This is a genomic window from Polaromonas sp. (assembly GCF_036676035.1).
Lineage (GTDB): Bacteria > Pseudomonadota > Gammaproteobacteria > Burkholderiales > Burkholderiaceae_C > Polaromonas.
On sequence record NZ_JAKFDR010000057.1, the window covers coordinates 14368 to 36885 of the forward strand.

Sequence of the window (22518 nt, forward strand, 5' to 3'; positions counted from 1 at the left end):
AATAATCCATTAAACGGGCGCCATTATGACGGCGTCTTGCCGCGCCTTGCCGACTTGGGTTTGGGCTTGGGCTTGTCCTGGCGGTGAATAACGGACAGGAAAAACCGGGACGCGTCACTGGCAGGCCGGTCCTTGCGTGTGATGGAGCCAAACGATTCCATCTTGTGCCGGATATGGCAGGGCAAGACCTTGAGCAGGCCGTGCCGGGCATAGCTGTCGGCAATCGATCGGGGCATCACCGCGATCATGTCGGTCTTGTCGATCAGATCGGTGGTGGTCAGTATGGAGGCCGTTTCGATCAGGCCCTTGGGCGCTGGCACCTGCAGCATGCGGAACTCCTGGTCCAGCACCTCGCGCATCGGGCTGCCCACCGGCTGCAAAATCCACGGGTAGCGCAGCAGGCTGGAAAAAGCCACCGAGGCCTGCCGGCATAAGGGGTGGTGCACGCCCACCACTACCGCCAGCGCTTCGTTTTCCAGCGGGGTAAAGCTGTAGTCCTGCCGGTGCTCGTCGCGGATGCGGCCAATCGCCACGTCCAGCGCGCCCTCGCGCAGCAGTTCCAGCAGGCGGTCGCTGGTGTCCATGGTGATGTCGACCGACAGCAGGGGATAGGCCTGCTTGAGCGCAATGATGGCGCTGGTCAGCAGCGTCGGCGACGGCGCCATGATGGTACCTACTGAGAGCCGCCCGGAGCTGCCCAGCTGCAATTCGGCCAGCTCGCGCGTCATCGACTCCACCGAGCCGCGCATGCCGCGAAAGTAGCCCAGCACGCTGTTGCCTGCGGCCGTCAGGCGCTGGCCGCGCCCCACCCGCTCAAACAGGCGTTGGCCGAGCGCCGATTCCAGCTCCTGGATCATCTTGGTGGCCGCCGGCTGCGTCATGCCCAGCTCGGCAGACGCCTTGCGCAAGGTGCCATGCTCCCCCACGGCCAGCATCAGGGCCACCTGCCGCATGCGCAGGCGGTTGAGCAATTGGGGGATCGGGTTGGGGGTGTTCATGGTGGAGCTCAGCGTGGGTGCGGACATTCGGTGTGTGAATTTCCGGGAATTCAAATGATAACTACTGATTATCAAACAATCATGCATTTTCAATTTACGTTAACAGTCCGGATCCTTACCATCAAGCCATTCCCGAGTTCACCCCTGAGTTCATAAAAGCTGGAGACAAACCCATGAAACTATTGCCTACCCTGATGCTGGCCGCCTGCGCGCTGGCCTGCCAGACCCATGTTGCCGCACAGGATTGGCCGGCCAAACCGGTGCGCATTCTGGTCGGCTCGGCCCCCGGCGGCGGGACCGACGCCATGGCCCGTGCCGTGGCGGACCGGCTGGGCCCCCTGCTCAAGCAGCCCGTGGTGGTGGAAAACCGTCCGGGCGTATCCAACACGCTGGCCGCCGACGTGACGGCCAAAGCCACCGACGGCCACACCATGGTGATGGGCGTTTCCACCGCGCACGCGATTGCGCCGCACCTGCTCAAGCTCGGCTACGACAACAACAAGGACCTGGTGCCGGTGGTGTTTGTCGGCGCCGTGCCCAATGTGCTGGTGGTCAACAACGCGCTGCCGGTGGATTCGGTGCAGTCCCTGATCAAGCTGGCCAAGAGCCAGCCCGGCAAGCTCAATTACGCCACCAGCGGCGCCGGCAGCACCCAGCACATCGCGGCCGAGCTGTTCAAAGACCAGGCCGGCGTGTTCATCACGCACATCCCTTACCGCGGCAGCGGCCCGGCTCTGGTCGACCTGGTCGGCGGCCAGGTGCAGCTGAGCTTTGACACCATGCCCTCGGTGATTGGCCAGATCAAAAACGGCCGCATCAAGGCATTGGCCGTGGCTGCTGCCCGCCGCAACCCCCAGTTGCCCGATGTCCCCACCATGGCCGAAGCCGGCCTCAAGGGCGTGGAAATGAGCGCCTGGTACGGCATCTACATGCCGGCTTCCACACCGAAAGCCGTGCAGGAGCGCGTTTACACCGAAGTCACCAAAGTGCTGGCCATGCCAGAGACGCAAACCCGCCTGAGCGCCATCGGCGCCGACCTCACGCCCATGACGCCGGCCCAGTTCGCGCAGTTTCACACGGCTGAAAACAAACGCTATAGCGACCTGATCGCCAAGAAAAACATCAAACTGGATTGATTCCCATGAGCAAGCAGCAGACACCAGTCATTGCCCTGACACTGGGCGACGCAGCAGGCATAGGCCCGGAGCTGATCGCCCGGTTGCTGAGCCAGCCCGGCATTACGGCCAGTGCCAACATCGTACTGGTGGGCGACCCCTGGCTCTGGCAGGACGGTCAGGCCATTGCCAAACTCACCGTGCCCACGCAGGCCGTTGCCAGCCTGGCCGAGGTGCGAAAACGCCCCGACCAGCGCCTGCCCGCCTTTCTTGCCGTGGACACTATTCGCCCGGAACAGGTGCAGCGCAGCCAGGCGCAGGCCGCTTGCGGCAGTGCGGTGCTGCAGGTGCTTGACCTGTGCATGGACGGCGCCAAGCGCGACGAGGTCGATGCCATCTGTTTTGCGCCACTGAACAAACAGGCGATGAAGCTGGGCGGCCTGAAGCACGAAGACGAGCTGCACCACTTTGCCGAATACCTGGGCGTCACCGGCTACTTCTGCGAGTTCAACACGCTTGGCGACTTGTGGACCTCGCGCGTGTCCTCGCACATTCCGCTCAAGGATGCCGCCGCCGCCCTGTCCAAAGAGCGCATCGTGGACGCGGCACGGCTGATCTACCAGTCGCTGCAGGCCAGCGGTACCGCCAGCCCCACAGTGGCGATCGCGGCCTTCAACCCGCATGGCGGTGACGGAGGCATGTGCGGGCGCGAGGAGATCGACATCATCGAGCCGGCCGTGCGCGAACTGCGCGCCAGCGGTGTTCCGGTCGATGGCCCCTTCCCTGCCGACACGATTTTCCTCAAGGCGCGAGACGGCCAGTACCAGGCCATCGTCACCATGTACCACGACCAGGGCCAGATCGCGATCAAGCTCATGGGTTTTTCCAAAGGCGTCACGGTACAGGGCGGCCTGCCACTGCCCATCACCACGCCGGCCCACGGCACGGCCTATGACATTGCCGGCCAGGGCCTGGCCGACGTCAACGCCACCCTCAACGCATTTCGCATCGCTTGCCGCATGGGTGCGGCACGCCTTCATTCTTAAAAGGACGACACCATGAAAATCAAATCAGTTCGCGCACGCGTGTTCGAGTGGAAAGGCAAGACCGTTCCACCCCAAGGCAACTTCTGCTCCAACGCCATGGACTTGCTCTACTCCAAAAAAGAGACCATGAGCACCTTTCGCTTTCACAGCTGGACGGTGGTGGAAATTGAAACCGACGACGGCATCATCGGCCTGGGCAACGTGGCGCTGGCGCCCGCCATCGCCAAAGCCATCATCGACCAGTACCTCACGCCGCTGGTGCTGGGCCAGGACCCCTGGGACTACGAATACCTGTGGCAGCGCATGTACCGCGCCACCCACGCCTGGGGCCGCAAGGGCGTGACCATGGCGGCGATCTCGGCAATTGACCTGGCGATCTGGGACATCCTGGGCAAGTCGGTGGGCAAGCCGGTGTTCAAGCTGCTGGGCGGGCGTACCAAGGAAAAGATTCCCTGCTATTACTCCAAGCTCTACCGCACCGACCTGAAGGAAATGCAGGCCGAGGCCGAGAAGTTTTTGAACCAGGGCTTCACCGCCTTCAAGATGCGCTTTGGCTACGGCCCGGCCCACCTGCAAAAGGGCGTGACGGAGAACCTGAAGTCGGTGGAGGCCATCCGCGAAGTCATCGGCTACGACAAGGACCTGATGCTCGAGTGCTACATGGGCTGGAACCTGGAATACGCCAAGCGCATTTGCCCCAAGCTGGAGAAGTTCGAACCGCGCTGGCTTGAAGAACCCGTGATCGCCGACGACATCGATGGTTACGCCGAGCTGAATCAGCTCACCAGCATCCCGATCTCGGGCGGCGAGCACGAGTTTTCGCTCTACGGTTTCAAACAGCTGCTCGATAAAAAGGCGGTGTCGGTGGTGCAGTACGACACCAACCGTGTCGGTGGCATCACGGCGGCGCACAAGATCAATGCCCTGTGCGAGGCCTACAGCGTGCCGGTGATCCCGCACGCGGGCCAGATGCACAACTACCACCTGACCATGAGCACGCTGGCCTCGCCGATGAGCGAGTACTTTCCGATGTTTGACGTGGAAGTCGGCAACGAGCTCTTCTATTACATCTTTGACGGCGAACCCGTGGCCGAAAACGGCTTTGTGCAGCTCGACGACAACAAACCCGGCCTGGGCTTGAGCCTCAAGACCGAGTTCCTCAAAGACTTCAACATCATTGAGTGAGCAGCATGGCAGCCAGGTACAAGGGCGTATTTCCGGTGGTGCCCACCACCTTCAACGACGCGGGCGAGCTCGACCTCGAAAGCCAGAAGCGCTGCGTCGATTTCATGATCGACGCGGGCTCGACCGGCCTGTGCATTCTGGCGAATTTTTCCGAGCAGTTTTTGCTGTCGGATGACGAACGCGAAACGCTTACGCAAACCATCCTGAAGCACGTGGCGGGCCGGGTGCCGGTGATCGTCACCACCACGCACTTTGGCACGCGGGTCTGCACCGAGCGCAGCCGCCGCGCACAGGATGCCGGCGCGGCCATGGTGATGGTGATGCCGCCCTACCACGGCGCCACCCTGCGAGCGAGCGAGGAGAAGATTTACGAGTTCTACGCCGCGCTGTCAAACGCCATCGACATCCCCATCATGATCCAGGATGCCCCCATGAGCGGCACGACGCTGCCTGCGGCCTTCCTGGCGCGCATGGCCAAGGAGATCAAGCAGGTTTCCTATTTCAAGATCGAAACCGCCGGTGCGGCTTCCAAGCTGCGCGAGCTGATTCGCCTGGGCGGCGACGCGATTGAAGGCCCGTGGGACGGCGAAGAAGCCATCACCCTGCTGCCCGACCTGGACGCTGGCGCCACAGGCGCCATGACCGGCGGAGGCTACCCCGACGGCATACGCCGCATCGTTGATGCCTATGCCGCAGGCCGCCGTGAAGAAGCGGTAGCGGAGTACACACGCTGGCTACCACTGATCAATTACGAAAACCGCCAGGGCGGCATCCTCACCGCCAAGGCGCTGATGAAGGAAGGAGGAATCATCGCCTGCGAAGCCCCGCGCCACCCGTTTCCCGCCATGCACCCCGAGGTGCGCAAAGGCCTGATCGAAACCGCCCAGCGGCTTGACCCCATGGTCTTGCGCTGGGGTAAATAGTTTTTTCATTAACCCTTTAAAAAATCTTGAATCTGGAGACAACTCATGAAAACCCGTTCCTTTCTCAAACTCGCTTTTTCCGCAGCAGTGCTTGCATCAGCCCTGAGCGCCAACGCCCAAACCACCAAAATCCGCTTTGCCCATGCCGGGCCGGAAACGGCGTCACAGCATCTGGCCGCGCTGGAATTTGCCAAACTCGTCAAGGACCGCAGCAAGGGGCAATTAGAGGTTCAGGTCTACCCGGGCAGCCAGCTGGGTAATGACTCGACCGTTTTGGGCGCTGTGCGCGGCGGCACCATCGACATGATGATGGCCGGCAGCGGCAACTTCTCGGGCATGGCCTCGCATTTCGAGGTGCTCGACATTCCATTTTTGTTCCGTAACCCGGCCCACGCCTATGCCACGGTGGACGGTGCTGTCGGCCAGGGCCTGATGAAAGAGCTGGAAGGCAACGGCCTGAAGCAACTGGCGTTTTGGGAAGTGGGCTTTCGCTCCATCACCACCAAGAATCGCCCGGTCAGAACGCCTGCGGACGTGAAAGGTCTGAAGATCCGCACCATGGGCAACCCGGTGCATATCCAGGCCTGGAAGCTGCTGGGCACCAACCCGATTCCCATGCCTTTGGGCGAGCTGTACCAGGCACTGGAATCTGGCGCGGTGGACGCGCAGGAGCATCCGGTGGACATCACTTATGCGGCCAAGTTCTATGAAGTGCAAAAGCACCTCACGCTGACCAAACACGCCTTTACGGCAATGCCGGTGGTCATCAACAAGGCAAAGTTTGACGGTTTCACCCCGGATCAGAAAAAGGCCTTGCTGTCCGCGGCCAGCGACTCCAAGCTTTTCCAGCGCAACCTGAATCAAAAGAACGAGGCAGGAATCATCGCGGACATGCGCAAGCAAGGCATGACGGTGATCGACACGTTTGATCCCGCGCCTTTCAAGGCACTGGTGGGCGAAGAAGTGCGCAAGTCTTACGTCGCCAAGAACGGCCCGGAGCTGCTGGTCGCGGTGGACGCCATCAAGTAAGCAGTGCGCCTGGAACCCATCATGAAACTTCATTTTCTTGAGCGCGCCATCGAGTGGTTTCTCATCTCGCTGCTGGGTGTGATGATCGTGCTGGTGTTCGGTAACGTCGTCCTGCGCTACGTTTTCAACTCAGGCATCGTTTTTTCTGAAGAGGTGTCGCGCTTTGTCTTCATGTGGCTCACGCTGATAGGCGCTCTGCTGGTCATGAAAGAGAATGCCCACCTGGGCATGTCCAGCCTGGTGGACCGCCTGGGCGAGAAGGGCCAGCGCGTTTGCCGCTTTCTGGCAGACGCGCTGACGATGGCCTGCTGCGCGCTGCTGGCCCATGGCACCTGGAAACAGGTCGTCCTTGGCATGGACAACCGTTCGCCGGTGACCGATGTGCCTTTGGGACTGGTGTACCTCTGCCTGCTGATCAGCAGTGTGGGCATGGCTTGCGTGCTGGCCTGGTCGCTGTGGCGGCAGGTCACCGGGCAGATGTCCCGCGAAGAGCTGGTGTCACAGGGCAGCAGTGCCGGCGAATAACAATCAAAGACAAATCATGACAATCGCCATATTCCTGGCTGCCCTGCTGGGCGCCATGGCCCTCGGCATGCCCATCGCATTCGCCCTGCTGGCCTGCGGTGTAGCGCTGATGCTGCATCTCAACACTTTCGACACCCAGATCCTCGCGCAGAACCTGCTCGAAGGGGTCAACAACTACCCGCTGATGGCGGTGCCTTTCTTCATGCTGGCCGGTGAGCTGATGAACGCCGGCGGCCTGTCGCGGCGCATCGTTCACGTGGCCGACTCGCTGATCGGCCACGTGCGCGGCGGCCTGGGCTATGTCGCCATCATCGCCTGCGTGGTCGTGGCCAGCATCTCCGGCTCGGCCGTGGCCGACACCGCCGCCGTGGCCGCCCTGCTGATACCGATGATGCGCAACGCGGGCTACAACGTGCCGCGCGCAGCGGGCCTGATCGCGGCCGGCGGCATCATTGCGCCGGTGGTCCCGCCGTCCATCGCGTTCGTGATATTCGGCGTCGCGGCCCAGATCTCGATCACCAAGCTGTTCCTGGCCGGAATATTTCCCGGCCTCATGATGGCGATCGCCCTGGCCGTGACCTGGGGACTATGCGCCCGCAAGGAGGCCCTGGTCACGCGCCGCAAGTTCGACCTGCGCCAGCTCCTTCGGGCGCTGGTCGATGGGGTCTGGGCCCTGGCCTTGCCGCTGGTCATCATAGGCGGGATGAAGGTCGGCGTGTTTACGCCCACCGAAGCGGCCGTGGTCGCCGTGGTTTATTCGCTGCTGGTGGGCTTGCTGGTCTACCGCGAGCTCAAGCTTTCATGGTTGCCTGAGCTGATGCTCGCCGCGGCCAAGACCTCCAGCACGGTGATGTTCCTCGTGGCCTGCGCGCTGGTGTCGGCCTGGCTCATCACCATCGCGGATATTCCGGCACAGGCCACGGCGCTGCTGACGCCCTTCATGGAGAACCCAAAGCTCTTGATGTTCATGATCATGATCCTGGTCATCGTGGTCGGCACCGCGCTGGACCTGATGCCCACCGTGCTGATCCTCACGCCCATCCTGATGCCCGTGATCCGTCAGGCCGGCATAGACCCCGTCTATTTCGGCGTGATGTTCATCATGAACAACGCGATTGGCCTGCTGACGCCGCCGGTAGGCACGGTGCTCAACGTCGTGGCCGGGGTGGCCAAAACCAACCTGGACAACGTGATCAAGGGGGTTTGGCCCTTCCTTCTGGCACAGACGGCATTGCTGTTCCTGTTTGTGCTGTTCCCGCAGCTGGTGATGGTGCCAGCGGCCTGGTTCCGCTGAAGCGCACCGGCCTCCATTCCAAGCTTACAACCCAGGAAAAACATGTCTCTTCAGGAAACACTCTTGCTGGTGCAGAAATGCGCCCACACCTTCAGCTTCTACGACCTGGCCACCGGCCAGGCTGAAAAGCACATCGTGCTGCCCAACTTTCCGCACGAGTTCACGGTAGACCCGGTGCGCCGGCGCGCCTATGTGGGCCACTACGGCATCGAGACCGCCAGCCACCTGGGCGACGCGGGCGGGCACTCCGTCTTCGTGATCGATCTGGACCGACGTGAACATGTGGCCACGCTCAACATCTGGCCTTTCTATCGCCCGCATGGCCTGACGGTGGACGCCGAAGGCCGCCTGTACGTGATGTCGGAGGCGCACAACACGCTGCTGCGTTTCTCGGACCCGGTCAACCGCCATGTGCCCGACCTGGCCGTGCCCTCAGGCGGCTACAAGACTCATTTGTTCGCATTGACGAAGGATGCGCAGACAGCCTATGCCCTCAACCTGCTGTCGAACACGGTCACCAAAATCAAACCGAATGACCCGACCTTCACACCGGTGGCCATGGTGCCGGGCCCGGTGCCTGAGGGCAATGTGCTGTCGGCGGATGAGTCGCTGCTGTATGTGGCCAACCGGGGCGACGACACCATCGTCGCCGTCGACACGACCAGCATGAAAGTCGTCGCGTCGGGCAAGACGCGGCGCGACCCGAACCGGGTCTACCGCTTCCGCAGCGCGCAGGGCCAGGACCTGCTGCTGACCACCAATTCCGGCGAGCATTCGCTGTCGGTGTTCGGCACCGATCTGCAAGAGCAGCGCTGCTTTGCCCTGCCCAGCAATCCGCTGGCGCTGTCCTTCCATCCGGTGGACCGTGCGGTCTACATCTCGTTCCAGGACGAGACGGTACGTCGCCTCAACCTCGACAGTTTCGAGTTCGAGCAAGCGATCAAGACCCTGCGCGAACCCGATTCTTCCTACGTGTGGCAACACTGAGGTTCACCCAAACCCTGCCCGAGTACCTTCAGTGAATCCTTCGCCCACCCCCCCAAATGTCCTGTCCGTGGTGGACGCGCACCATCATCTGTGGGACTTGTCGCGCGGCCGCTACCCGTGGCTGCAGCAAGCGTACAACCCGCAGGAATTCTTTCTGGGCGACTATGCTGCGTTGTGCCGGGACTTCTTGCCCGCAGACTACCGCGCGGCAAGCGCGGGTGTTCAAGTGTTGGCAACGGTACACGTCGAGGCCGAGCGTGACCGTAGCGAGCAGGTGCTTGAGACCGCCTGGCTGCATGAGATGAGCGCCTCGCATGGTTTTCCCAATGCCGTGGTGGCGCATGCCTGGTTCGACAGGCCCGATACGGAGGAGTGTCTGCTCAGCCATCTGCGCTATCCGCTGGTACGGGGTATCCGCAGCAAGCCGGTGACATCGGCAACGCCAGGGCAAACCGTGGCGGGGCAGCCAGGCAGCATGCAGGACGAGGCCTGGCTGCGCGGCTTTTCGCTGCTGCAAAAATACGGGTTGAGCTGGGACATGCGCGTACCCGCCTGGCACTTGCCCGAAGCGGCCCAGGTCGCGGCCATGTTTCCGCTGGTGCCCATGGTGCTCAACCACCACGGCTTTGCCTGGGACCGCAGTGAAGAAGGCCTCCGGCGCTGGCGTGGCTGGATGGGAACACTCGCACGCCAGCCGAATGTGCATGTGAAGCTCTCCGAATTCGGCCTGCGCGACCAACCCTGGAACTGGGAGGAGAACGCCCGCATCGTGCGCGACACGCTGGCCATCTTCGGCTGGCAGCGCTGCATGTTCGCCAGCAACTTTCCGGTGGCGCGCCTGCGTATCGGCTTTCAACCCCTGGTAGAGGCTATCTGGCGTATGCTGGATGGTCTCACCCACGATCAGCAACAGGCCGTGATGAGCGGCAATGCACTGCGCTTTTACCGCATTGATCTTCCACCCACTTCAGACGTGAATATATGACCACCTTCAACAACCTTATCAACGGCCAATGGCTGGCGGCCAGCAGCACCAGCGCCAACCTCAACCCGTCGGACCTGTCCGATGTGATTGGCCAGTATGCCCAGGCCGATGCGGCAACACTCGATGCCGCTGTACAGGCTGCGCAGGCGGCTTTTCCCGCCTGGTCCTCCGCCGGCATTCAGGCCCGTTCGGATGCACTCGACAAGATAGGCACCGAAATCCTGGCCCGCAAGGAAGAGCTGGGCACGCTGCTGTCCCGCGAAGAAGGCAAGACCAAGCCGGAAGGCATTGGCGAAGCCACCCGCGCCGGCCATATCTTCAAGTTCTTTGCCGGCGAGTGCCTGCGCCTGTCGGGCGAAACCCTGCCCTCCGTGCGCCCGAATATCGGCGTGGAAATCACCCGCGAGCCGGTAGGCGTGGTGGGCCTGATCACGCCCTGGAATTTCCCGATCGCGATTCCGGCCTGGAAGATTGCGCCGGCGCTGGCCTTTGGCAACTGCGTGGTGTTAAAGCCGGCCGATCTGGTGCCGGGCAGCGCCTGGGCCCTGGCCGAGATCATCTCGCGCTCTGGTATTCCGGCCGGCGTTTTCAACCTGGTCATGGGGCCGGGCCGGGTCATCGGTGATGCGCTGGTCAATCACCCGGGCATCAATGCCATCAGCTTCACCGGCTCGGTCGGGGTGGGTGGGCGCATTGCGCTGGCCTGCGCCAAAAACCTGAAGAAGGTGCAGCTCGAAATGGGCGGCAAAAACCCGCAAGTCATTCTGGACGATGCGGACCTGGCCCGGGCGGTGGAACTGAGCACACAAAGCGCGTTTTACTCCACCGGCCAGCGCTGCACCGCGTCCAGCCGGTTGATCGTGACCGAAGGCATCTACCCGGCCTTTGTCAAAGCCCTGCAGGAGCGCATGGCCCGCATCAAGGTCGGTGATGCGCTGACCGCCGGCACCGACATCGGCCCGGTGTCCTCACAAGCGCAACTCGAGCAGGACCTGAGCTACCTTGAAATCGGCAAGGCCGAGGGTGCGACGCTGGCCATGGGCGGCGAACGCGTCAAGTGCCACACCGGCAGCAGCGCCGAAGGCTACTTCATGGCCCCGGCGCTGTTCAGCGAGAGCACCGCCACCATGCGTATCAACCGCGAAGAAATCTTTGGCCCGGTGGCCAGCATCATCCGCGTCAAGGACTACGAAGCCGCGCTGGCCACCGCCAACGACACGCCGTTTGGCCTGTCCGCCGGCATTGCCACCACCAGCCTGAAATACGCCACACATTTCAAACGGCACAGCCAGGCCGGCATGGTCATGGTGAACCTGCCCACCGCCGGGGTCGACTACCACGTGCCATTTGGTGGGCGCAAGGGCTCCAGCTACGGACCGCGCGAACAGGGCAAGTATGCGCAGGAGTTTTTCACGACGGTCAAAACCGCCTACACGCTGGCTTGAAGGTCATGCAGTTGCGAAACCGGGTAGAGACATTTGCTATTTAATTGATAGCTTGTTGCAACCGTATCCAGACGGCTGCGGCCATAAAAGGCTATAAAAAATCAGTGTTATCCGCATCCGAAGTTTGCGGATCAATGCTCACCGTAAAAGCGGGGCCAGATCCCCGCCAATACGGCCCACGTGGCGAATTTCGCCGTCGCGCCCAGCGTCTGCCGTGGCAATGTCGATGCTGTTCTTGTGCACGTCCAAACCCACGTACAGGGTGATAGAGTTACGCATGGCTCGTCTCCTTGCAACTTCACAACGACCCCAGCGCCCATCGCTGCGGTGCATTGTTGTAGCTCGGCACGCCTCAGGCGCGCAATCTACGTTGTTGCAGGAGTCGGGCCGTCCGAATTCATGAAGCCATTTTGTCTAGACGGCATGGCTCAGCCAAACTGCGTTGAGAAGGCTCCAGATATGAACCATCCATTGCGATGCAGATGCGGAACTTTGAAAGGCTACGTCAGCCACCCGGAGAAAGTGAGCCGAGGCGTGTGCTACTGCAGAGACTGTCAAGCCTTTGCGCACTTCCTGGGCACGACCGGCGACATTCTGGACGAGATGGGAGGAACGGACGTTGTCGCAACCCTACCCAAGTACGTCACTTTCACTCAAGGCGTTGACGCCCTCGCTTGCATGTCCCTCACAGAGACCGGAATGCTGCGTTGGTATGCGAGTTGCTGCAACACGCCTATCGGCAACACCCCGCGTGACTTCAAGGTTTCTCACGTCGGCCTCATTCACACTTGCTTGGAAGATCCCCCGAGAACCTTGGAGAGTTCTTTCGGCCCCGTCCGCATGCGGGTGAACACAAAGCACGCCAAAGGCAAGCCAAAGTTAATGCCGATAAGCACAACCGCATCAGTTCTTCGGTTCATGAGTTCACTGATCCGCGCTCGCCTGGATGGCAGCTACAAGAGCACACCGTTCTTTGACCCGGATCGGGGAACCCCTTTCGTACCGCCAAAGGTGCTCACCAGCAGTGAGCGAGAGCGAGTGATGAATGCCATCTAACACGTTAGACCGCTAACACTTTTCATTTCCGCGCACGGAGATAGAACATGAAGCCCTTCACTACCATCGCAGTTGCTCTCTTCTCGCTAATCGCGTTGCTTCAGCTGCTGCGCGTTCTGCTGGGCTGGGAGGTGGTTGTCAACGGGGTGCATATTCCACTCTGGGTGAGCGGGGTCGCGTTTGCCGTCACAGCAGGGCTTGCGGCAATGGTGTGGCGGGAAAATCGCCCGTAAAACATCAACCTAAACTTACCTCTGTTCAAGCAAACTTCAGAGTCACTCCCGCGCTAAGACGCAGTGCCAGTCGAACAGGCCAAGGCAGTTCTTCGGAAGATGAACTTTGACAGGCGCTTCAAACTGGAGAATGTTTAACACTTCAGTCAAGTAGCGCCTACGGCGTCAGCTTGACCCCAACGTCAAAGAGCTCGGATATTCGAGGGCGCGCGGTACCCTTCCAATACGCTTTAATCCGGATTCAGGCAATGTTTGATGCGCATCCCGCACTCAGAAAAGGCGGATGCCTTCGGGTTGCGCTAACCGCGCGCCCTTTATTTTGCTATTAATTTAATAGCTCCTTGTGCCCGTTTTTAAAGGGCCAGAAGCCTATTTACCTCAAGAAAACGGATCAGGCACGCACGGTATCGGCCACGCGCTCGGCGCAAGCTTGGGCCTGCTGGGCGTCGCGCGCCTCAACCATCACCCGCAGCAGCGGCTCGGTGCCGCTGGCGCGGATCAGCACGCGGCCGCTGTCGCCCAACTCGGCCTCTACGGTTTTGGTCACAGCGGCCAGCTGCGCGCTGCTTTTCCAGTCTTGCCCGGGCTTGAGCCGTACATTGATCAGAGTCTGGGGAAACAGCACCACATCGCCAAGCAACTGCGCAATCGTCTTGCCGCTGCGCACGCAAGCCTGCAGCACCTGCAGCGCGCTGATCAGGCCGTCGCCGGTGGTGTGTTTGTCCAGCGCCAGCAGGTGGCCCGAACCTTCGCCGCCCAGCAGCCAGCCGCGCTTGTCGAGTTCTTCGAGCACATAGCGGTCACCCACCTTGGCGCGCACAAACTCGACGCCCTTGCGTTGTAGGGCCACCTCCACGGCCATGTTGGTCATCAACGTGCCGACCGTGCCGGGCACTTTTTCGCCGCGCGCCAGCCGCTCGCTGACCATCAGGAACAGCACCTCATCGCCGTTGAACAGGCGGCCCGTGGCGTCCACCAGCTGCAGCCGGTCGGCGTCACCGTCCAGCGCGATGCCGTAGTCGGCATGGTTGGCCTTGACGGCACGGATCAAGGCTTCGGGGTGCGTGGCGCCCACCTCGTGGTTGATGTTCATGCCGTCGGGCGCGCAGCCGATGGCGATGACTTCGGCGCCCAGTTCGTGAAAGACCTTGGGCGCAATGTGATAGGCCGCACCATGCGCGCCATCGACCACGATCTTGAGCCCCTTGAGGGTCAGGTCATTGGCAAAGGTGCTCTTGCAGAACTCGATGTAGCGGCCCGCCGCGTCATCCAGCCGGCGTGTCTTGCCCAGGGTAGCCGAGTCGGCCCATACCGGGGGTTCCTCGAGCGCAGCTTCGACGTCCCGCTCCCAGGCGTCGGACAGCTTGGTGCCCTGGGCGCTGAAAAACTTGATGCCGTTGTCCGGGTAGGCATTGTGGCTGGCGCTGATGACCACGCCCAGGCTGGCGCGCTGCGCCCGCGTGAGGTAGGCCACACCCGGTGTCGGCAGGGGCCCGAGCAGCACCACGTCGACGCCGGCCGAGTTGAAACCCGACTCCAGTGCGCTTTCCAGCATGTAGCCCGAAATGCGTGTGTCTTTGCCAATCAGGACCGTGGGGCGCGCCTCGGTTTTCTTGAGCACACGGCCCACGGCGTGCGCCAGGCGCAGCACAAAGTCAGGCGTGATGGGCGGCTGCCCCACGGTGCCCCGAATGCCATCTGTTCCGAAATACTGTCTGGTCATTGCCATCTTTTCCGCGGGGCTTGCCCGGCTTGTTATGAGCTGCTTATTTTAGAGGGCCGCGCTGCTTGCGGCCGTCCAGACCTTGAGCGCCTGCACGGTCTCGCGCACATCGTGCACGCGCACGATGCGGGCGCCGCGGTCCACCGCCAGCAAGGCCGCCGACACACTGGGCACCATCCGGTCCACGGTGTCCAGCTGGGCCACGGCCGCCAGCGAGGTGCTGCTCACCGCCGCGAGCGATGACTTGCGCGACCAGCCGGCCAGCAGGGGGTAGCCGGCGGCCAGCAAGGCCTGCTGGTGCGCCAGCAATGCAAAGTTCTGCGCCACCGTTTTACCAAAGCCTATGCCCGGGTCCAGCACGATGCGGTCTTTGCCAACACCCAGCGCCCGCAAGTCGCGCGCAGACTGCTCAAGGAAGGACAGCACCTGGGCCACCACATCGCCCTCCATGGGAGCGGCTTGCATGGTTTGAGGCTCCCGGTGCATGTGCATCAGGCAAACCCCGCAGCTGGGGTGGCGAGCCACCACTTGCCGGGCTCCCGGATGGCCCGATGGACCAGGCTGGGCAGGCTGACGCAAGGCCCAGATGTCGTTGATGATGTCGGCGCCCAGGTCCAGCACGGCCTGCATGACCTCTGGCTTGTAGGTGTCCACGGAAACCGGCACGCCGAGCTGCACCGCATGGCGCAGCACCGGCAACACGCGGGCCAGCTCTTCCTCCAGCGGCACGGGCGGCGCGCCGGGGCGCGTCGATTCCCCACCAATGTCCAGCATGTCGGCGCCATCCTTGAGCAGCTGTTCGCAATGCCCGAGCACCGCCGACAGGCTGCCGTCCTGCGTGAAATACTTGCCGCCATCCGAAAACGAGTCCGGCGTCGCATTGACAATGCCCATGACGCGCGGCTGCGACAAGTCAATCTGAAAGCGTGAGGTTTGCCAGATCACAGAATGCCCATTGAGAAAATCAAAATCTGTCTGGAAAAAAGAAAACCGGGGACCAGCCCCGGTTGTCATGGATCATGGATTCAGTAGACGGGCTGATCCGGCTCATGCCACGGTATGCGCCGGCTCGGTGCTGACAGCCGGTGTGCCGCCGCTGGGGCCGCCGCCATCCACGGAAGAACTGCGCGGCGCCCAGTCCTTGGGCGGACGCGGCTCTTTGCCGGCCATGATGTCGTCGAGCTGGTCACCGTCAATGGTTTCCCACTCCAGCAGCGCCTTGGCCATGGCGTGCATCTTGTCCTTGTTGTCTTCAATCAGCTTGCGCGCCTGGGCGTATTGCTGGTCGATGATGCGGCGCACTTCGTTGTCGACCTTTTGCAGGGTCGACTCGCTCATGTTGTTGGTCTTGGTCACCGAACGGCCCAGGAACACTTCGCCTTCGTTCTCGGCGTAGACCATGGGGCCCAGCGCATCGGTCATGCCGTAACGCGTCACCATGTCGCGAGCCAGTGCCGTGGCGCGCTCGAAGTCGTTGCTGGCGCCGGTGGTCATCTGGTGCATGAAGACTTCTTCGGCAATGCGGCCGCCAAACAGCATGCTGATCTGGCTGAGCATGTACTCGCGATCGTAGCTGTAGCGGTCTTGCGCCGGCAGGCTCATGGTCACGCCCAGGGCGCGGCCACGCGGAATGATGGTCACTTTGTGCACCGGGTCGCACTTGGGCAGCATCTTGCCGATGAGTGCGTGGCCAGACTCGTGGTAAGCCGTGTTCCTGCGCTCTTCTTCGGGCATCACCATGCTCTTGCGCTCGGGGCCCATGAGGATTTTGTCCTTGGCTTTTTCAAAGTCCTGCATCTCCACCACGCGGGCGCTGCGGCGGGCGGCCATCAAGGCGGCTTCGTTGCACAGGTTGGCCAGGTCGGCGCCTGACATGCCGGGGGTGCCGCGCGCAATCACGCTGGCATTGACGTCCTGGCCGAGCGGCACCTTGCGCATGTGCACGTTGAGAATCTGCTCGCGGCCCCGGATGTCGGGCAGCGTCACATACACCTGGCGGTCAAAACGGCCGGGGCGCAGCAAGGCGGCATCCAGGATGTCGGGCCGGTTGGTGGCAGCCACCACAATCACGCCGGCATTGGTTTCAAAGCCGTCCATCTCGACCAGCATCTGATTGAGGGTTTGTTCACGCTCGTCATTGCCGCCGCCCAGGCCCGCGCCGCGCTGGCGGCCGACCGCGTCGATTTCATCGATGAAGATGATGCAGGGGGCGTTTTTCTTGGCGTTTTCGAACATGTCGCGCACGCGGGCGGCGCCCACACCGACAAACATTTCAACGAAATCGGAACCCGAGATCGAGAAGAACGGCACCTTGGCTTCGCCGGCAATGCCTTTGGCGAGCAGGGTCTTGCCGGTGCCCGGAGGGCCTACCAGCAGCAGGCCGCGCGGAATGCGTCCGCCCAGCTTCTGGAATTTTTGCGGGTCCTTGAGGAAGTCCACGACTTCCTTGACTTCTTCCTTGGCCTCGTCGCAGCCGGCCACATCGGCAAAGGTCACGGGATTGGTGGACTCGTCGAGCATGCGCGCCTTGCTCTTGCCAAAGCTGAACGCCCCGCCCTTGCCGCCGCCCTGCATCTGGCGCATGAAGTAAATCCAGACACCGATCAGCAGCAGCATGGGACCCCAGCTGACCAGCAGGGTCATGAGGAGGGAGCCTTCTTCGCGGGGTTTGACATCAAACTTCACGTCGTTGGCAATCAGGTCGCCAACCAGGCCGCGGTCCAGGTACGTCGCCGTGGTGCGGATCTTGCGGTCATCGATGGTCACGGCTGCAATCTCGGTGCCGCCCTGGCCTTCCGAAATCGTGGCGGTCTTGATGCGCTTGCCGCGGACCTCTTCGAGAAAATCGGAATACCCCAGGTAGTTCGAGCCGGCGCCGGTGCGCGTATCGAACTGCTTGAAGACGGTGAACAGCACCATTGCAATCACCAGCCAGATTGCAATTTTTGAAAACCACTGATTGTTCAAGGACTACTCCGATGTAAGCACAAAAGGCACATACGGTTGATTTTAGGTCTTTCAAGGGCTAAAACCGCATAAATAGGCGGCACACCCCTTGCTTTAGGACGGGTTTAGGTGATTTTTGACCATTTCAAACCACCTCGGGCACCGATTTCCCATTCTTTTTAAGACCAATACCCACCAGAAAGGTTTCCGACGAGTTGGGGCGCGAGGCCTTGGGCTTGATGGGTTTGACCACCTTGAAAGTGTCCTTGAACAGCTTGACCAGCGGGCTGTAGCTGCTGCCATGAAACACCTTGACCAGCAGCGCACCATCGGCTTTCAGGTGGCTTTGGGCAAAGTCCACGGCCAGTTCCACCAGGTGGGTGATGCGCGCCGCGTCGGCGGACTCAATGCCCGACAGATTGGGCGCCATGTCTGAAATAACCACATCAACCTTGACGAAGCCCTTGTCGGAGCTCAAAGTCTGCTCCAGTTTTTGCAGCACTTGCGGCTCCCGGAAGTCGCCCTGGATGAAGACCACGCCCTCCACAGGTTCCATCGGCAAAATGTCCAGCGCCACGATACGGCCGTTGAGCTCGCCCGCGGCCGCCCCGGAAGGTGACAGCTTGCGGCGCGCGTACTGGCTCCAGGCGCCGGGCGTGCTGCCCAGATCCACCACGCAATGGCCGGGCTTGATCAGGCCCAGCGTTTCGTCAATCTCCTTGAGCTTGTAGGCCGCCCTTGCCCGATAGCCCTCTTTCTGGGCCAGCTTGACATAGGTATCGTTAACGTGGTCGTTTAACCACGCTTTATTGACCTTTTTGCTTTTAGTATTTACTTTCATGCGTCTATTGTCCTCTCACCGATAATCAGGCATGGCTCAAATACAACTTACCCCCGCCCAGCGCAAAGAACACCGTGCCAATGCACACCACCTCAATGCCGTGGTGATGATTGGTTCGGACGGCCTGACGGCTGCCGTCAAAAAGGAAACCGACGCTGCGCTGAACTCGCACGGGCTGATCAAGATCCGGGTGCTGTCCGACGACCGCGCCGGTCGGGAAACCATTTTCCAGACCCTGGCCGACGAGCTCAATGCCGCGCCCATCCAGCACATCGGCAAGCTGCTGGTGCTGTGGCGCCCCATGCCGGAAAAAGTAAAAAAGGTCAACGAAGACCGCATGCCCGGCCCGCGCGATGTGAAAGTGCTGAAAAACAGCACGCGCTACGGTCAGCGGCCCGAAGTCAAAATCCTGCGCGTGCTCGGCAACCAGCGCCTGACGCCGGGCGGCACGGTCAAGCGCGCCAAGCCCAAGCAGCGCAGCATCAAGAAAAGCGCGCAAGACTGAGGGACAGGGACTGGCCACCGGCTTGTGCCTCTTTTGTCCTCTTCTTGGTGCGCCCCGGGGTACTTTCCCATGGGTCCCCTTTAGATTCGCTCTTATAGCCCACAGCTTTCTGCCATGACCAATCCACTGCTCGACTTTTCCGACCTTCCGCTGTTTGACCGCATCCTGCCCGAGCATGTCGGCCCCGCCGTCGACGAGTTGCTGCTCAAGGCCGATGCCGCGCTGGAGCAGGTCACGGCCCCCGGTTTTCCGGCGCGCTGGACCGATATGGCCGCGGTGCTGGATGTGGCCACCGAGAACCTGGGCCGTGCCTGGGGCGCGGTGAGCCACCTCAACAGCGTGGCCGACACCCCCGAGCTGCGTGCCGCCTACAACGCCGCCCTGCCCAAAGTCACCGAGTTTTACACCCGTCTGGGTGCCGACGAGCGGCTGTACGCCAAGTACAAGGCCATTGATGTCGCCACCCTCAATGCCGAGCAGTGCCAGGCCCACAAAAATGCCATGCGCAACTTTGTGCTGTCGGGCGCCGAACTGGTGGGCGCCGCCAAGGAGCGTTTTGCCCAGATCCAGGAACGCCAGGCCGAACTGAGCCAGAAATTCAGCGAAAACGCGCTGGACGCCACCGATGCCTTTGCCTATTACGCCCGGGCCGACGAGCTGGCGGGCGTGCCCGAAGACGTGCGCCAGACGGCCCGCGCCCAGGCCGAGGCCGAAGGCAAAGACGGCTACAAGCTCACCCTGAAAATGCCCAGCTACCTGCCCGTCATGCAGTTTGCCGACAGCAGCGCGCTGCGCGAAACCCTGTACCAGGCCTACAACACCCGCGCCAGCGACCAGGCGAGCGCCGAATTCAGCCAGTACGACAACAGCGCCGTCATGCGCGAAACCCTCGCGCTGCGGCTCGAAGAAGCGCAGCTGCTCGGCTACCGCAACTTCGGTGAAGTCTCGGTGGTGGCCAAAATGGCCGAATCGCCCGAGCAGGTCATTGGCTTTTTGCGCGACCTGGCCCGCCGCGCCCGCCCCCATGCCGAACAAGACGTCGCCGACCTGCACGCCTTTGCCGCTGACGCACTGAAGCTGCAAAACCCCCAGCCCTGGGACTACGCCTACATCGGCGAAAAGCTCAAGGAAGCCCGCTACGCCTTCAGCGAGCAGGAGGTCAAGCAATACTTCACCGCGCCCAAGGTGCTGGCGGGTCTTTTCAAAATCGTGGAAACCCTGTTTGAAGTGGCCATCCGCAAAGACTCGGCACCTGTCTGGAAACCCGGCGTGGAGTTTTACCGGATCGAACGTACCGGTCAGCTCGTCGGCCAGTTTTACCTGGACCCGGCCGCCCGCACCGGCAAGCGTGGCGGCGCCTGGATGGACGACGTGCGTGCCCGCTGGCTGCGCCCCGACACCGGCAAGCTGCAAACCCCGGTGGCGCACCTGGTCTGCAACTTTGCAGAGGGCGTGGGCGGCAAACCGCCGCTGCTGACGCACGACGACGTGACCACGCTGTTTCACGAGTTCGGCCACGGCCTGCACCACATGCTCACGCAGGTCAATGAGCGCGATGTCTCGGGCATCAGCGGCGTCGAATGGGATGCCGTCGAGCTGCCCAGCCAATTCATGGAAAACTTCTGCTGGGAATGGGATGTGCTCAAGCACATGACAGCCCATGTGGACACCGGCGAGCCCCTGCCGCGCGCCCTGTTCGACAAAATGCTGGCCGCCAAAAACTTCCAGAGCGGCATGCAGACGCTGCGCCAGATCGAACTCTCGCTGTTTGACATGCTGCTGCACACGCAGCACCAGCCCGAAGAAGACCTGATGGCCCTGCTGGCCGAGGTGCGCAAAGAGGTCGCCGTGATCACGCCGCCCGCCTACAGCCGCACGGCGCATACATTCAGTCACATTTTTTCTGGCGGTTATGCGGCCGGCTATTACAGCTACAAATGGGCCGAGGTTCTCTCTGCCGACGCCTATGCCGCCTTCGAAGAATCAGCCCGGCCCGTCATCCCGGGCGCAGGTGCAGACACGGGTGACGGGCTGGCGTCCAGCACCGTTTCGGTGGAAACTGGCCGAAAATACCGCCAGGAAATTCTGGAAACCGGCGGCAGCCGCCCTGCCATGGAATCGTTCAAGGCCTTCCGGGGCCGTGAGCCTTCGATTGATGCGCTGCTGCGCCACCAGGGCATGGCTTGAAGACCGTTTGAAGACTGACTGGACCGACTGGAGAGATTGATGACATCGAACGTGATTGAATTTCTGGCCCCCAAAGCTGCCGCGCTTGCAGCCGTGGTGCTGACAGGCAGCCTGTGGGCGCCACTGACCCAGGCCCAGCAGGTCTACCGCATCGTCGGCCCGGACGGCAAGATCACTTTCTCGGACCAGCCACCACCGCCATCGAGCAATGCCAAGGTCAGCAGCGCGACGGCCAGTGCGTCGAAAGGAGTGGCCACGGCCAACCTGCCTTTTGAGTTGCGGCAGGTCGCCAACCAGTACCCGGTCACGCTTTACACCGGCGACAACTGCAGCCCCTGCGCTTCGGCGCGCACCATGCTGAGCAACCGCGGCATTCCTTTTGCCGAAAGAACCGTCAATACCCCCGAAGACGCCCAGGCCCTGCAGCGCATGAGCGGCGACACCTCACTGCCCTTTGCGACCATTGGCAGCCAGCAGCTCAAGGGGTTTTCGGACGCCGAATGGACGCAGTTCCTCGACGCGGCGGGCTACCCCAAAACCTCGGTGCTGCCCGCCAGCTACCGCCAGGCGCCGGCCACACCGCTGGTGACGGTAAGCACCGCACCTGCGGCCAATGGCAGCAATCCGGCACAAGCCAGTGCTCCCGCACGCCCGGCCCGGCCGGCCCCTGCGCCGCAACCGTCTGCCGAGAACCCCGCAGGCATCCGGTTTTAAGTACGTTGAGCCGATTGGCGTGGTGCCCGGGGCCCGCGCGGGGCCCCGGGCTTAAAACACCAGGGTCTTGACGCCGCCCGGCGCCCCCAGCAGGCACACGCTGGCCTTCTGGAAGGCAAACACCCCCACCGTCACCACGCCCGGCCACTGGTTCACCTGGGATTCAAACGCCAGCGGGTCGGCGATCTTCAGACCCGTCACGTCCAGAATGTGCTGGCCGTTGTCGGTCAGCAGGGGCACACCGTTTTTGAGCCGCAGGGTCGCGCTGCCGCCCATTGCGGCAAACTGGCGCGCAATGCGCTTGGCGGCCATGGGAATCACCTCCACGGGCAGGGGAAAATTGCCCAGCGTTTGCACCAGCTTGGACTCATCGGCAATGCAGACAAATTTGCGAGACTGCGCCGCCACGATTTTTTCGCGCGTGAGCGCCGCGCCGCCACCCTTGATCATGTAGCCGGCATGGTCGATCTCGTCGGCGCCGTCGATATAGACCGCCAGTTCATCGACCTCGGTGGCGTCGAACACCTTGATGCCCAGCGCCTGCAGGCGCTCGGTGGAGGCCACCGAGCTGGAGACGGCGCCGGCAATCTGCGCCTTCATGCCGGCCAGGGCGTCAATGAATTTGTTGACGGTGGAGCCGGTGCCCACCCCCACGATGGTGCCGGGCTGGACATAGTGCAGGGCCGCTTGGCCTACCAGTGTTTTGAGTTCGTCTTGGGTCATGTTCTGGGTCATTGCGGTGATGGGCTGGGTTTTTGCGACAATTGAAGGCTCCTGGCTT

At 62.1% G+C, this 22518-nt stretch carries 22 protein-coding genes; 15 read left to right on the plus strand and 7 right to left on the minus strand.

Annotated elements, in window-relative coordinates; translation table 11 throughout:
• Window positions 1-23 precede the first annotated feature (23 nt).
• A complete protein-coding gene (locus tag V6M61_RS08955; protein WP_332776219.1) occupies window positions 24-998 on the minus strand; it encodes a LysR family transcriptional regulator in 975 nt (324 codons plus the stop codon).
• A 173-nt stretch (window positions 999-1171) separates the two neighbouring features.
• Here V6M61_RS08955 and V6M61_RS08960 point away from each other — a divergent pair, with 173 nt between their 5' ends.
• From V6M61_RS08960 to V6M61_RS09005, 10 genes are read left to right on the plus strand one after another with little or no spacing between them, the layout of a single operon-like run.
• A complete protein-coding gene (locus V6M61_RS08960) occupies window positions 1172-2134 on the plus strand; it encodes a Bug family tripartite tricarboxylate transporter substrate binding protein (RefSeq protein ID WP_442957755.1) in 963 nt (320 codons plus the stop codon).
• Window positions 2135-2139: 5 nt separating this feature from the next.
• A complete protein-coding gene (locus tag V6M61_RS08965) occupies window positions 2140-3159 on the plus strand; it encodes a 4-hydroxythreonine-4-phosphate dehydrogenase PdxA (RefSeq protein ID WP_332776220.1) in 1020 nt (339 codons plus the stop codon).
• 12 nt (window positions 3160-3171) lie between these two features.
• A complete protein-coding gene (locus V6M61_RS08970; RefSeq protein WP_332776221.1) occupies window positions 3172-4344 on the plus strand; it encodes an L-rhamnonate dehydratase in 1173 nt (390 codons plus the stop codon).
• 5 nt (window positions 4345-4349) lie between these two features.
• A complete protein-coding gene (locus V6M61_RS08975) occupies window positions 4350-5267 on the plus strand; it encodes a dihydrodipicolinate synthase family protein (protein ID WP_332776222.1) in 918 nt (305 codons plus the stop codon).
• A 45-nt stretch (window positions 5268-5312) separates the two neighbouring features.
• Entirely contained in the window at window positions 5313-6296 is a 984-nt protein-coding gene (locus V6M61_RS08980; RefSeq protein ID WP_332776223.1) for a TRAP transporter substrate-binding protein, read from the plus strand.
• 21 nt (window positions 6297-6317) lie between these two features.
• On the plus strand, window positions 6318-6821 hold the full coding sequence (locus V6M61_RS08985) for a TRAP transporter small permease (RefSeq protein ID WP_332776224.1): 504 nt from the start codon (window positions 6318-6320) through the stop codon (window positions 6819-6821).
• Window positions 6822-6837: 16 nt separating this feature from the next.
• Window positions 6838-8115, plus strand: a complete 1278-nt coding sequence (locus V6M61_RS08990) for a TRAP transporter large permease (protein WP_332776225.1) — start codon at window positions 6838-6840, stop codon at window positions 8113-8115.
• 42 nt (window positions 8116-8157) lie between these two features.
• Window positions 8158-9102, plus strand: coding sequence for a YncE family protein (locus V6M61_RS08995; protein ID WP_332776226.1), 945 nt, complete (start codon window positions 8158-8160; stop codon window positions 9100-9102).
• Between the two features lie 31 nt (window positions 9103-9133).
• Window positions 9134-10087, plus strand: a complete 954-nt coding sequence (locus V6M61_RS09000) for an amidohydrolase family protein (RefSeq protein ID WP_332776227.1) — start codon at window positions 9134-9136, stop codon at window positions 10085-10087.
• Complete coding sequence (locus tag V6M61_RS09005) at window positions 10084-11532, plus strand: aldehyde dehydrogenase family protein (RefSeq protein ID WP_332776228.1); 1449 nt, start codon at window positions 10084-10086, stop codon at window positions 11530-11532. The genes V6M61_RS09000 and V6M61_RS09005 overlap by 4 nt, the downstream gene beginning before the upstream one ends.
• Before the next feature lie 138 nt (window positions 11533-11670).
• On the opposite strand, the gene V6M61_RS09010 is transcribed toward V6M61_RS09005, so the two are convergent.
• Window positions 11671-11811, minus strand: a complete 141-nt coding sequence (locus V6M61_RS09010; protein WP_332776229.1) for a hypothetical protein — start codon at window positions 11809-11811, stop codon at window positions 11671-11673.
• Window positions 11812-11991: 180 nt separating this feature from the next.
• Here V6M61_RS09010 and V6M61_RS09015 point away from each other — a divergent pair, with 180 nt between their 5' ends.
• A complete protein-coding gene (locus V6M61_RS09015; protein WP_332776230.1) occupies window positions 11992-12588 on the plus strand; it encodes a DUF6151 family protein in 597 nt (198 codons plus the stop codon).
• 47 nt (window positions 12589-12635) lie between these two features.
• The gene (locus tag V6M61_RS09020) at window positions 12636-12821 is read left to right on the plus strand and encodes a hypothetical protein (RefSeq protein ID WP_332776232.1); all 186 of its coding nucleotides are present in this window, start codon (window positions 12636-12638) and stop codon (window positions 12819-12821) included.
• A gap of 391 nt (window positions 12822-13212) precedes the next feature.
• Here the strand turns inward: V6M61_RS09020 and glmM are convergent, their stop codons facing one another.
• From glmM to V6M61_RS09040, 4 genes are all read right to left on the minus strand, one after another.
• Window positions 13213-14544, minus strand: a complete 1332-nt coding sequence (gene glmM / locus V6M61_RS09025) for a phosphoglucosamine mutase (protein ID WP_332776233.1) — start codon at window positions 14542-14544, stop codon at window positions 13213-13215.
• A gap of 48 nt (window positions 14545-14592) precedes the next feature.
• Complete coding sequence (gene folP / locus V6M61_RS09030; protein WP_332776234.1) at window positions 14593-15489, minus strand: dihydropteroate synthase; 897 nt, start codon at window positions 15487-15489, stop codon at window positions 14593-14595.
• A gap of 102 nt (window positions 15490-15591) precedes the next feature.
• Complete coding sequence (gene ftsH, locus V6M61_RS09035; protein ID WP_332776235.1) at window positions 15592-17511, minus strand: ATP-dependent zinc metalloprotease FtsH; 1920 nt, start codon at window positions 17509-17511, stop codon at window positions 15592-15594.
• 124 nt (window positions 17512-17635) lie between these two features.
• Window positions 17636-18331 (minus strand): RlmE family RNA methyltransferase, encoded by a 696-nt coding sequence (locus V6M61_RS09040; RefSeq protein WP_332776236.1) that lies wholly within the window; start codon window positions 18329-18331, stop codon window positions 17636-17638.
• 31 nt (window positions 18332-18362) lie between these two features.
• Between V6M61_RS09040 and V6M61_RS09045 the strand changes: the two genes are divergently transcribed.
• The 3 genes from V6M61_RS09045 (at window position 18363) to V6M61_RS09055 (ending at window position 21737) form a co-directional block, all read left to right on the plus strand.
• Window positions 18363-18836, plus strand: coding sequence for a YhbY family RNA-binding protein (locus V6M61_RS09045; RefSeq protein WP_332776237.1), 474 nt, complete (start codon window positions 18363-18365; stop codon window positions 18834-18836).
• 114 nt (window positions 18837-18950) lie between these two features.
• Window positions 18951-21023 carry a M3 family metallopeptidase gene (locus V6M61_RS09050; RefSeq protein WP_332776238.1) on the plus strand — a complete coding sequence of 691 codons (2073 nt, stop codon included), beginning with the start codon at window positions 18951-18953 and terminating at the stop codon, window positions 21021-21023.
• 39 nt (window positions 21024-21062) lie between these two features.
• Window positions 21063-21737 (plus strand): glutaredoxin family protein, encoded by a 675-nt coding sequence (locus tag V6M61_RS09055; protein ID WP_332776239.1) that lies wholly within the window; start codon window positions 21063-21065, stop codon window positions 21735-21737.
• 51 nt (window positions 21738-21788) lie between these two features.
• On the opposite strand, the gene rpiA is transcribed toward V6M61_RS09055, so the two are convergent.
• Complete coding sequence (gene rpiA, locus V6M61_RS09060) at window positions 21789-22460, minus strand: ribose-5-phosphate isomerase RpiA (protein WP_332776268.1); 672 nt, start codon at window positions 22458-22460, stop codon at window positions 21789-21791.
• Window positions 22461-22518: the final 58 nt, after the last annotated feature.

Bases quoted from the DNA above. Each gene is read 5' to 3' on its own strand.
- V6M61_RS08955 (WP_332776219.1), bottom strand. From the start codon at position 998: ATGAACACCCCCAACCCGATCCCCCAATTGCTCAACCGCCTGCGCATG.
- V6M61_RS08960 (WP_442957755.1), top strand. From the start codon at position 1,172: ATGAAACTATTGCCTACCCTGATGCTGGCCGCCTGCGCGCTGGCCTGC.
- V6M61_RS08965 (WP_332776220.1), top strand. From the start codon at position 2,140: ATGAGCAAGCAGCAGACACCAGTCATTGCCCTGACACTGGGCGACGCA.
- V6M61_RS08970 (WP_332776221.1), top strand. From the start codon at position 3,172: ATGAAAATCAAATCAGTTCGCGCACGCGTGTTCGAGTGGAAAGGCAAG.
- V6M61_RS08975 (WP_332776222.1), top strand. From the start codon at position 4,350: ATGGCAGCCAGGTACAAGGGCGTATTTCCGGTGGTGCCCACCACCTTC.
- V6M61_RS08980 (WP_332776223.1), top strand. From the start codon at position 5,313: ATGAAAACCCGTTCCTTTCTCAAACTCGCTTTTTCCGCAGCAGTGCTT.
- V6M61_RS08985 (WP_332776224.1), top strand. From the start codon at position 6,318: ATGAAACTTCATTTTCTTGAGCGCGCCATCGAGTGGTTTCTCATCTCG.
- V6M61_RS08990 (WP_332776225.1), top strand. From the start codon at position 6,838: ATGACAATCGCCATATTCCTGGCTGCCCTGCTGGGCGCCATGGCCCTC.
- V6M61_RS08995 (WP_332776226.1), top strand. From the start codon at position 8,158: ATGTCTCTTCAGGAAACACTCTTGCTGGTGCAGAAATGCGCCCACACC.
- V6M61_RS09005 (WP_332776228.1), top strand. From the start codon at position 10,084: ATGACCACCTTCAACAACCTTATCAACGGCCAATGGCTGGCGGCCAGC.
- V6M61_RS09010 (WP_332776229.1), bottom strand. From the start codon at position 11,811: ATGCGTAACTCTATCACCCTGTACGTGGGTTTGGACGTGCACAAGAAC.
- V6M61_RS09015 (WP_332776230.1), top strand. From the start codon at position 11,992: ATGAACCATCCATTGCGATGCAGATGCGGAACTTTGAAAGGCTACGTC.
- V6M61_RS09020 (WP_332776232.1), top strand. From the start codon at position 12,636: ATGAAGCCCTTCACTACCATCGCAGTTGCTCTCTTCTCGCTAATCGCG.
- glmM (WP_332776233.1), bottom strand. From the start codon at position 14,544: ATGACCAGACAGTATTTCGGAACAGATGGCATTCGGGGCACCGTGGGG.
- V6M61_RS09040 (WP_332776236.1), bottom strand. From the start codon at position 18,331: ATGAAAGTAAATACTAAAAGCAAAAAGGTCAATAAAGCGTGGTTAAAC.
- V6M61_RS09045 (WP_332776237.1), top strand. From the start codon at position 18,363: ATGGCTCAAATACAACTTACCCCCGCCCAGCGCAAAGAACACCGTGCC.
- V6M61_RS09050 (WP_332776238.1), top strand. From the start codon at position 18,951: ATGACCAATCCACTGCTCGACTTTTCCGACCTTCCGCTGTTTGACCGC.
- V6M61_RS09055 (WP_332776239.1), top strand. From the start codon at position 21,063: ATGACATCGAACGTGATTGAATTTCTGGCCCCCAAAGCTGCCGCGCTT.
- rpiA (WP_332776268.1), bottom strand. From the start codon at position 22,460: ATGACCCAAGACGAACTCAAAACACTGGTAGGCCAAGCGGCCCTGCAC.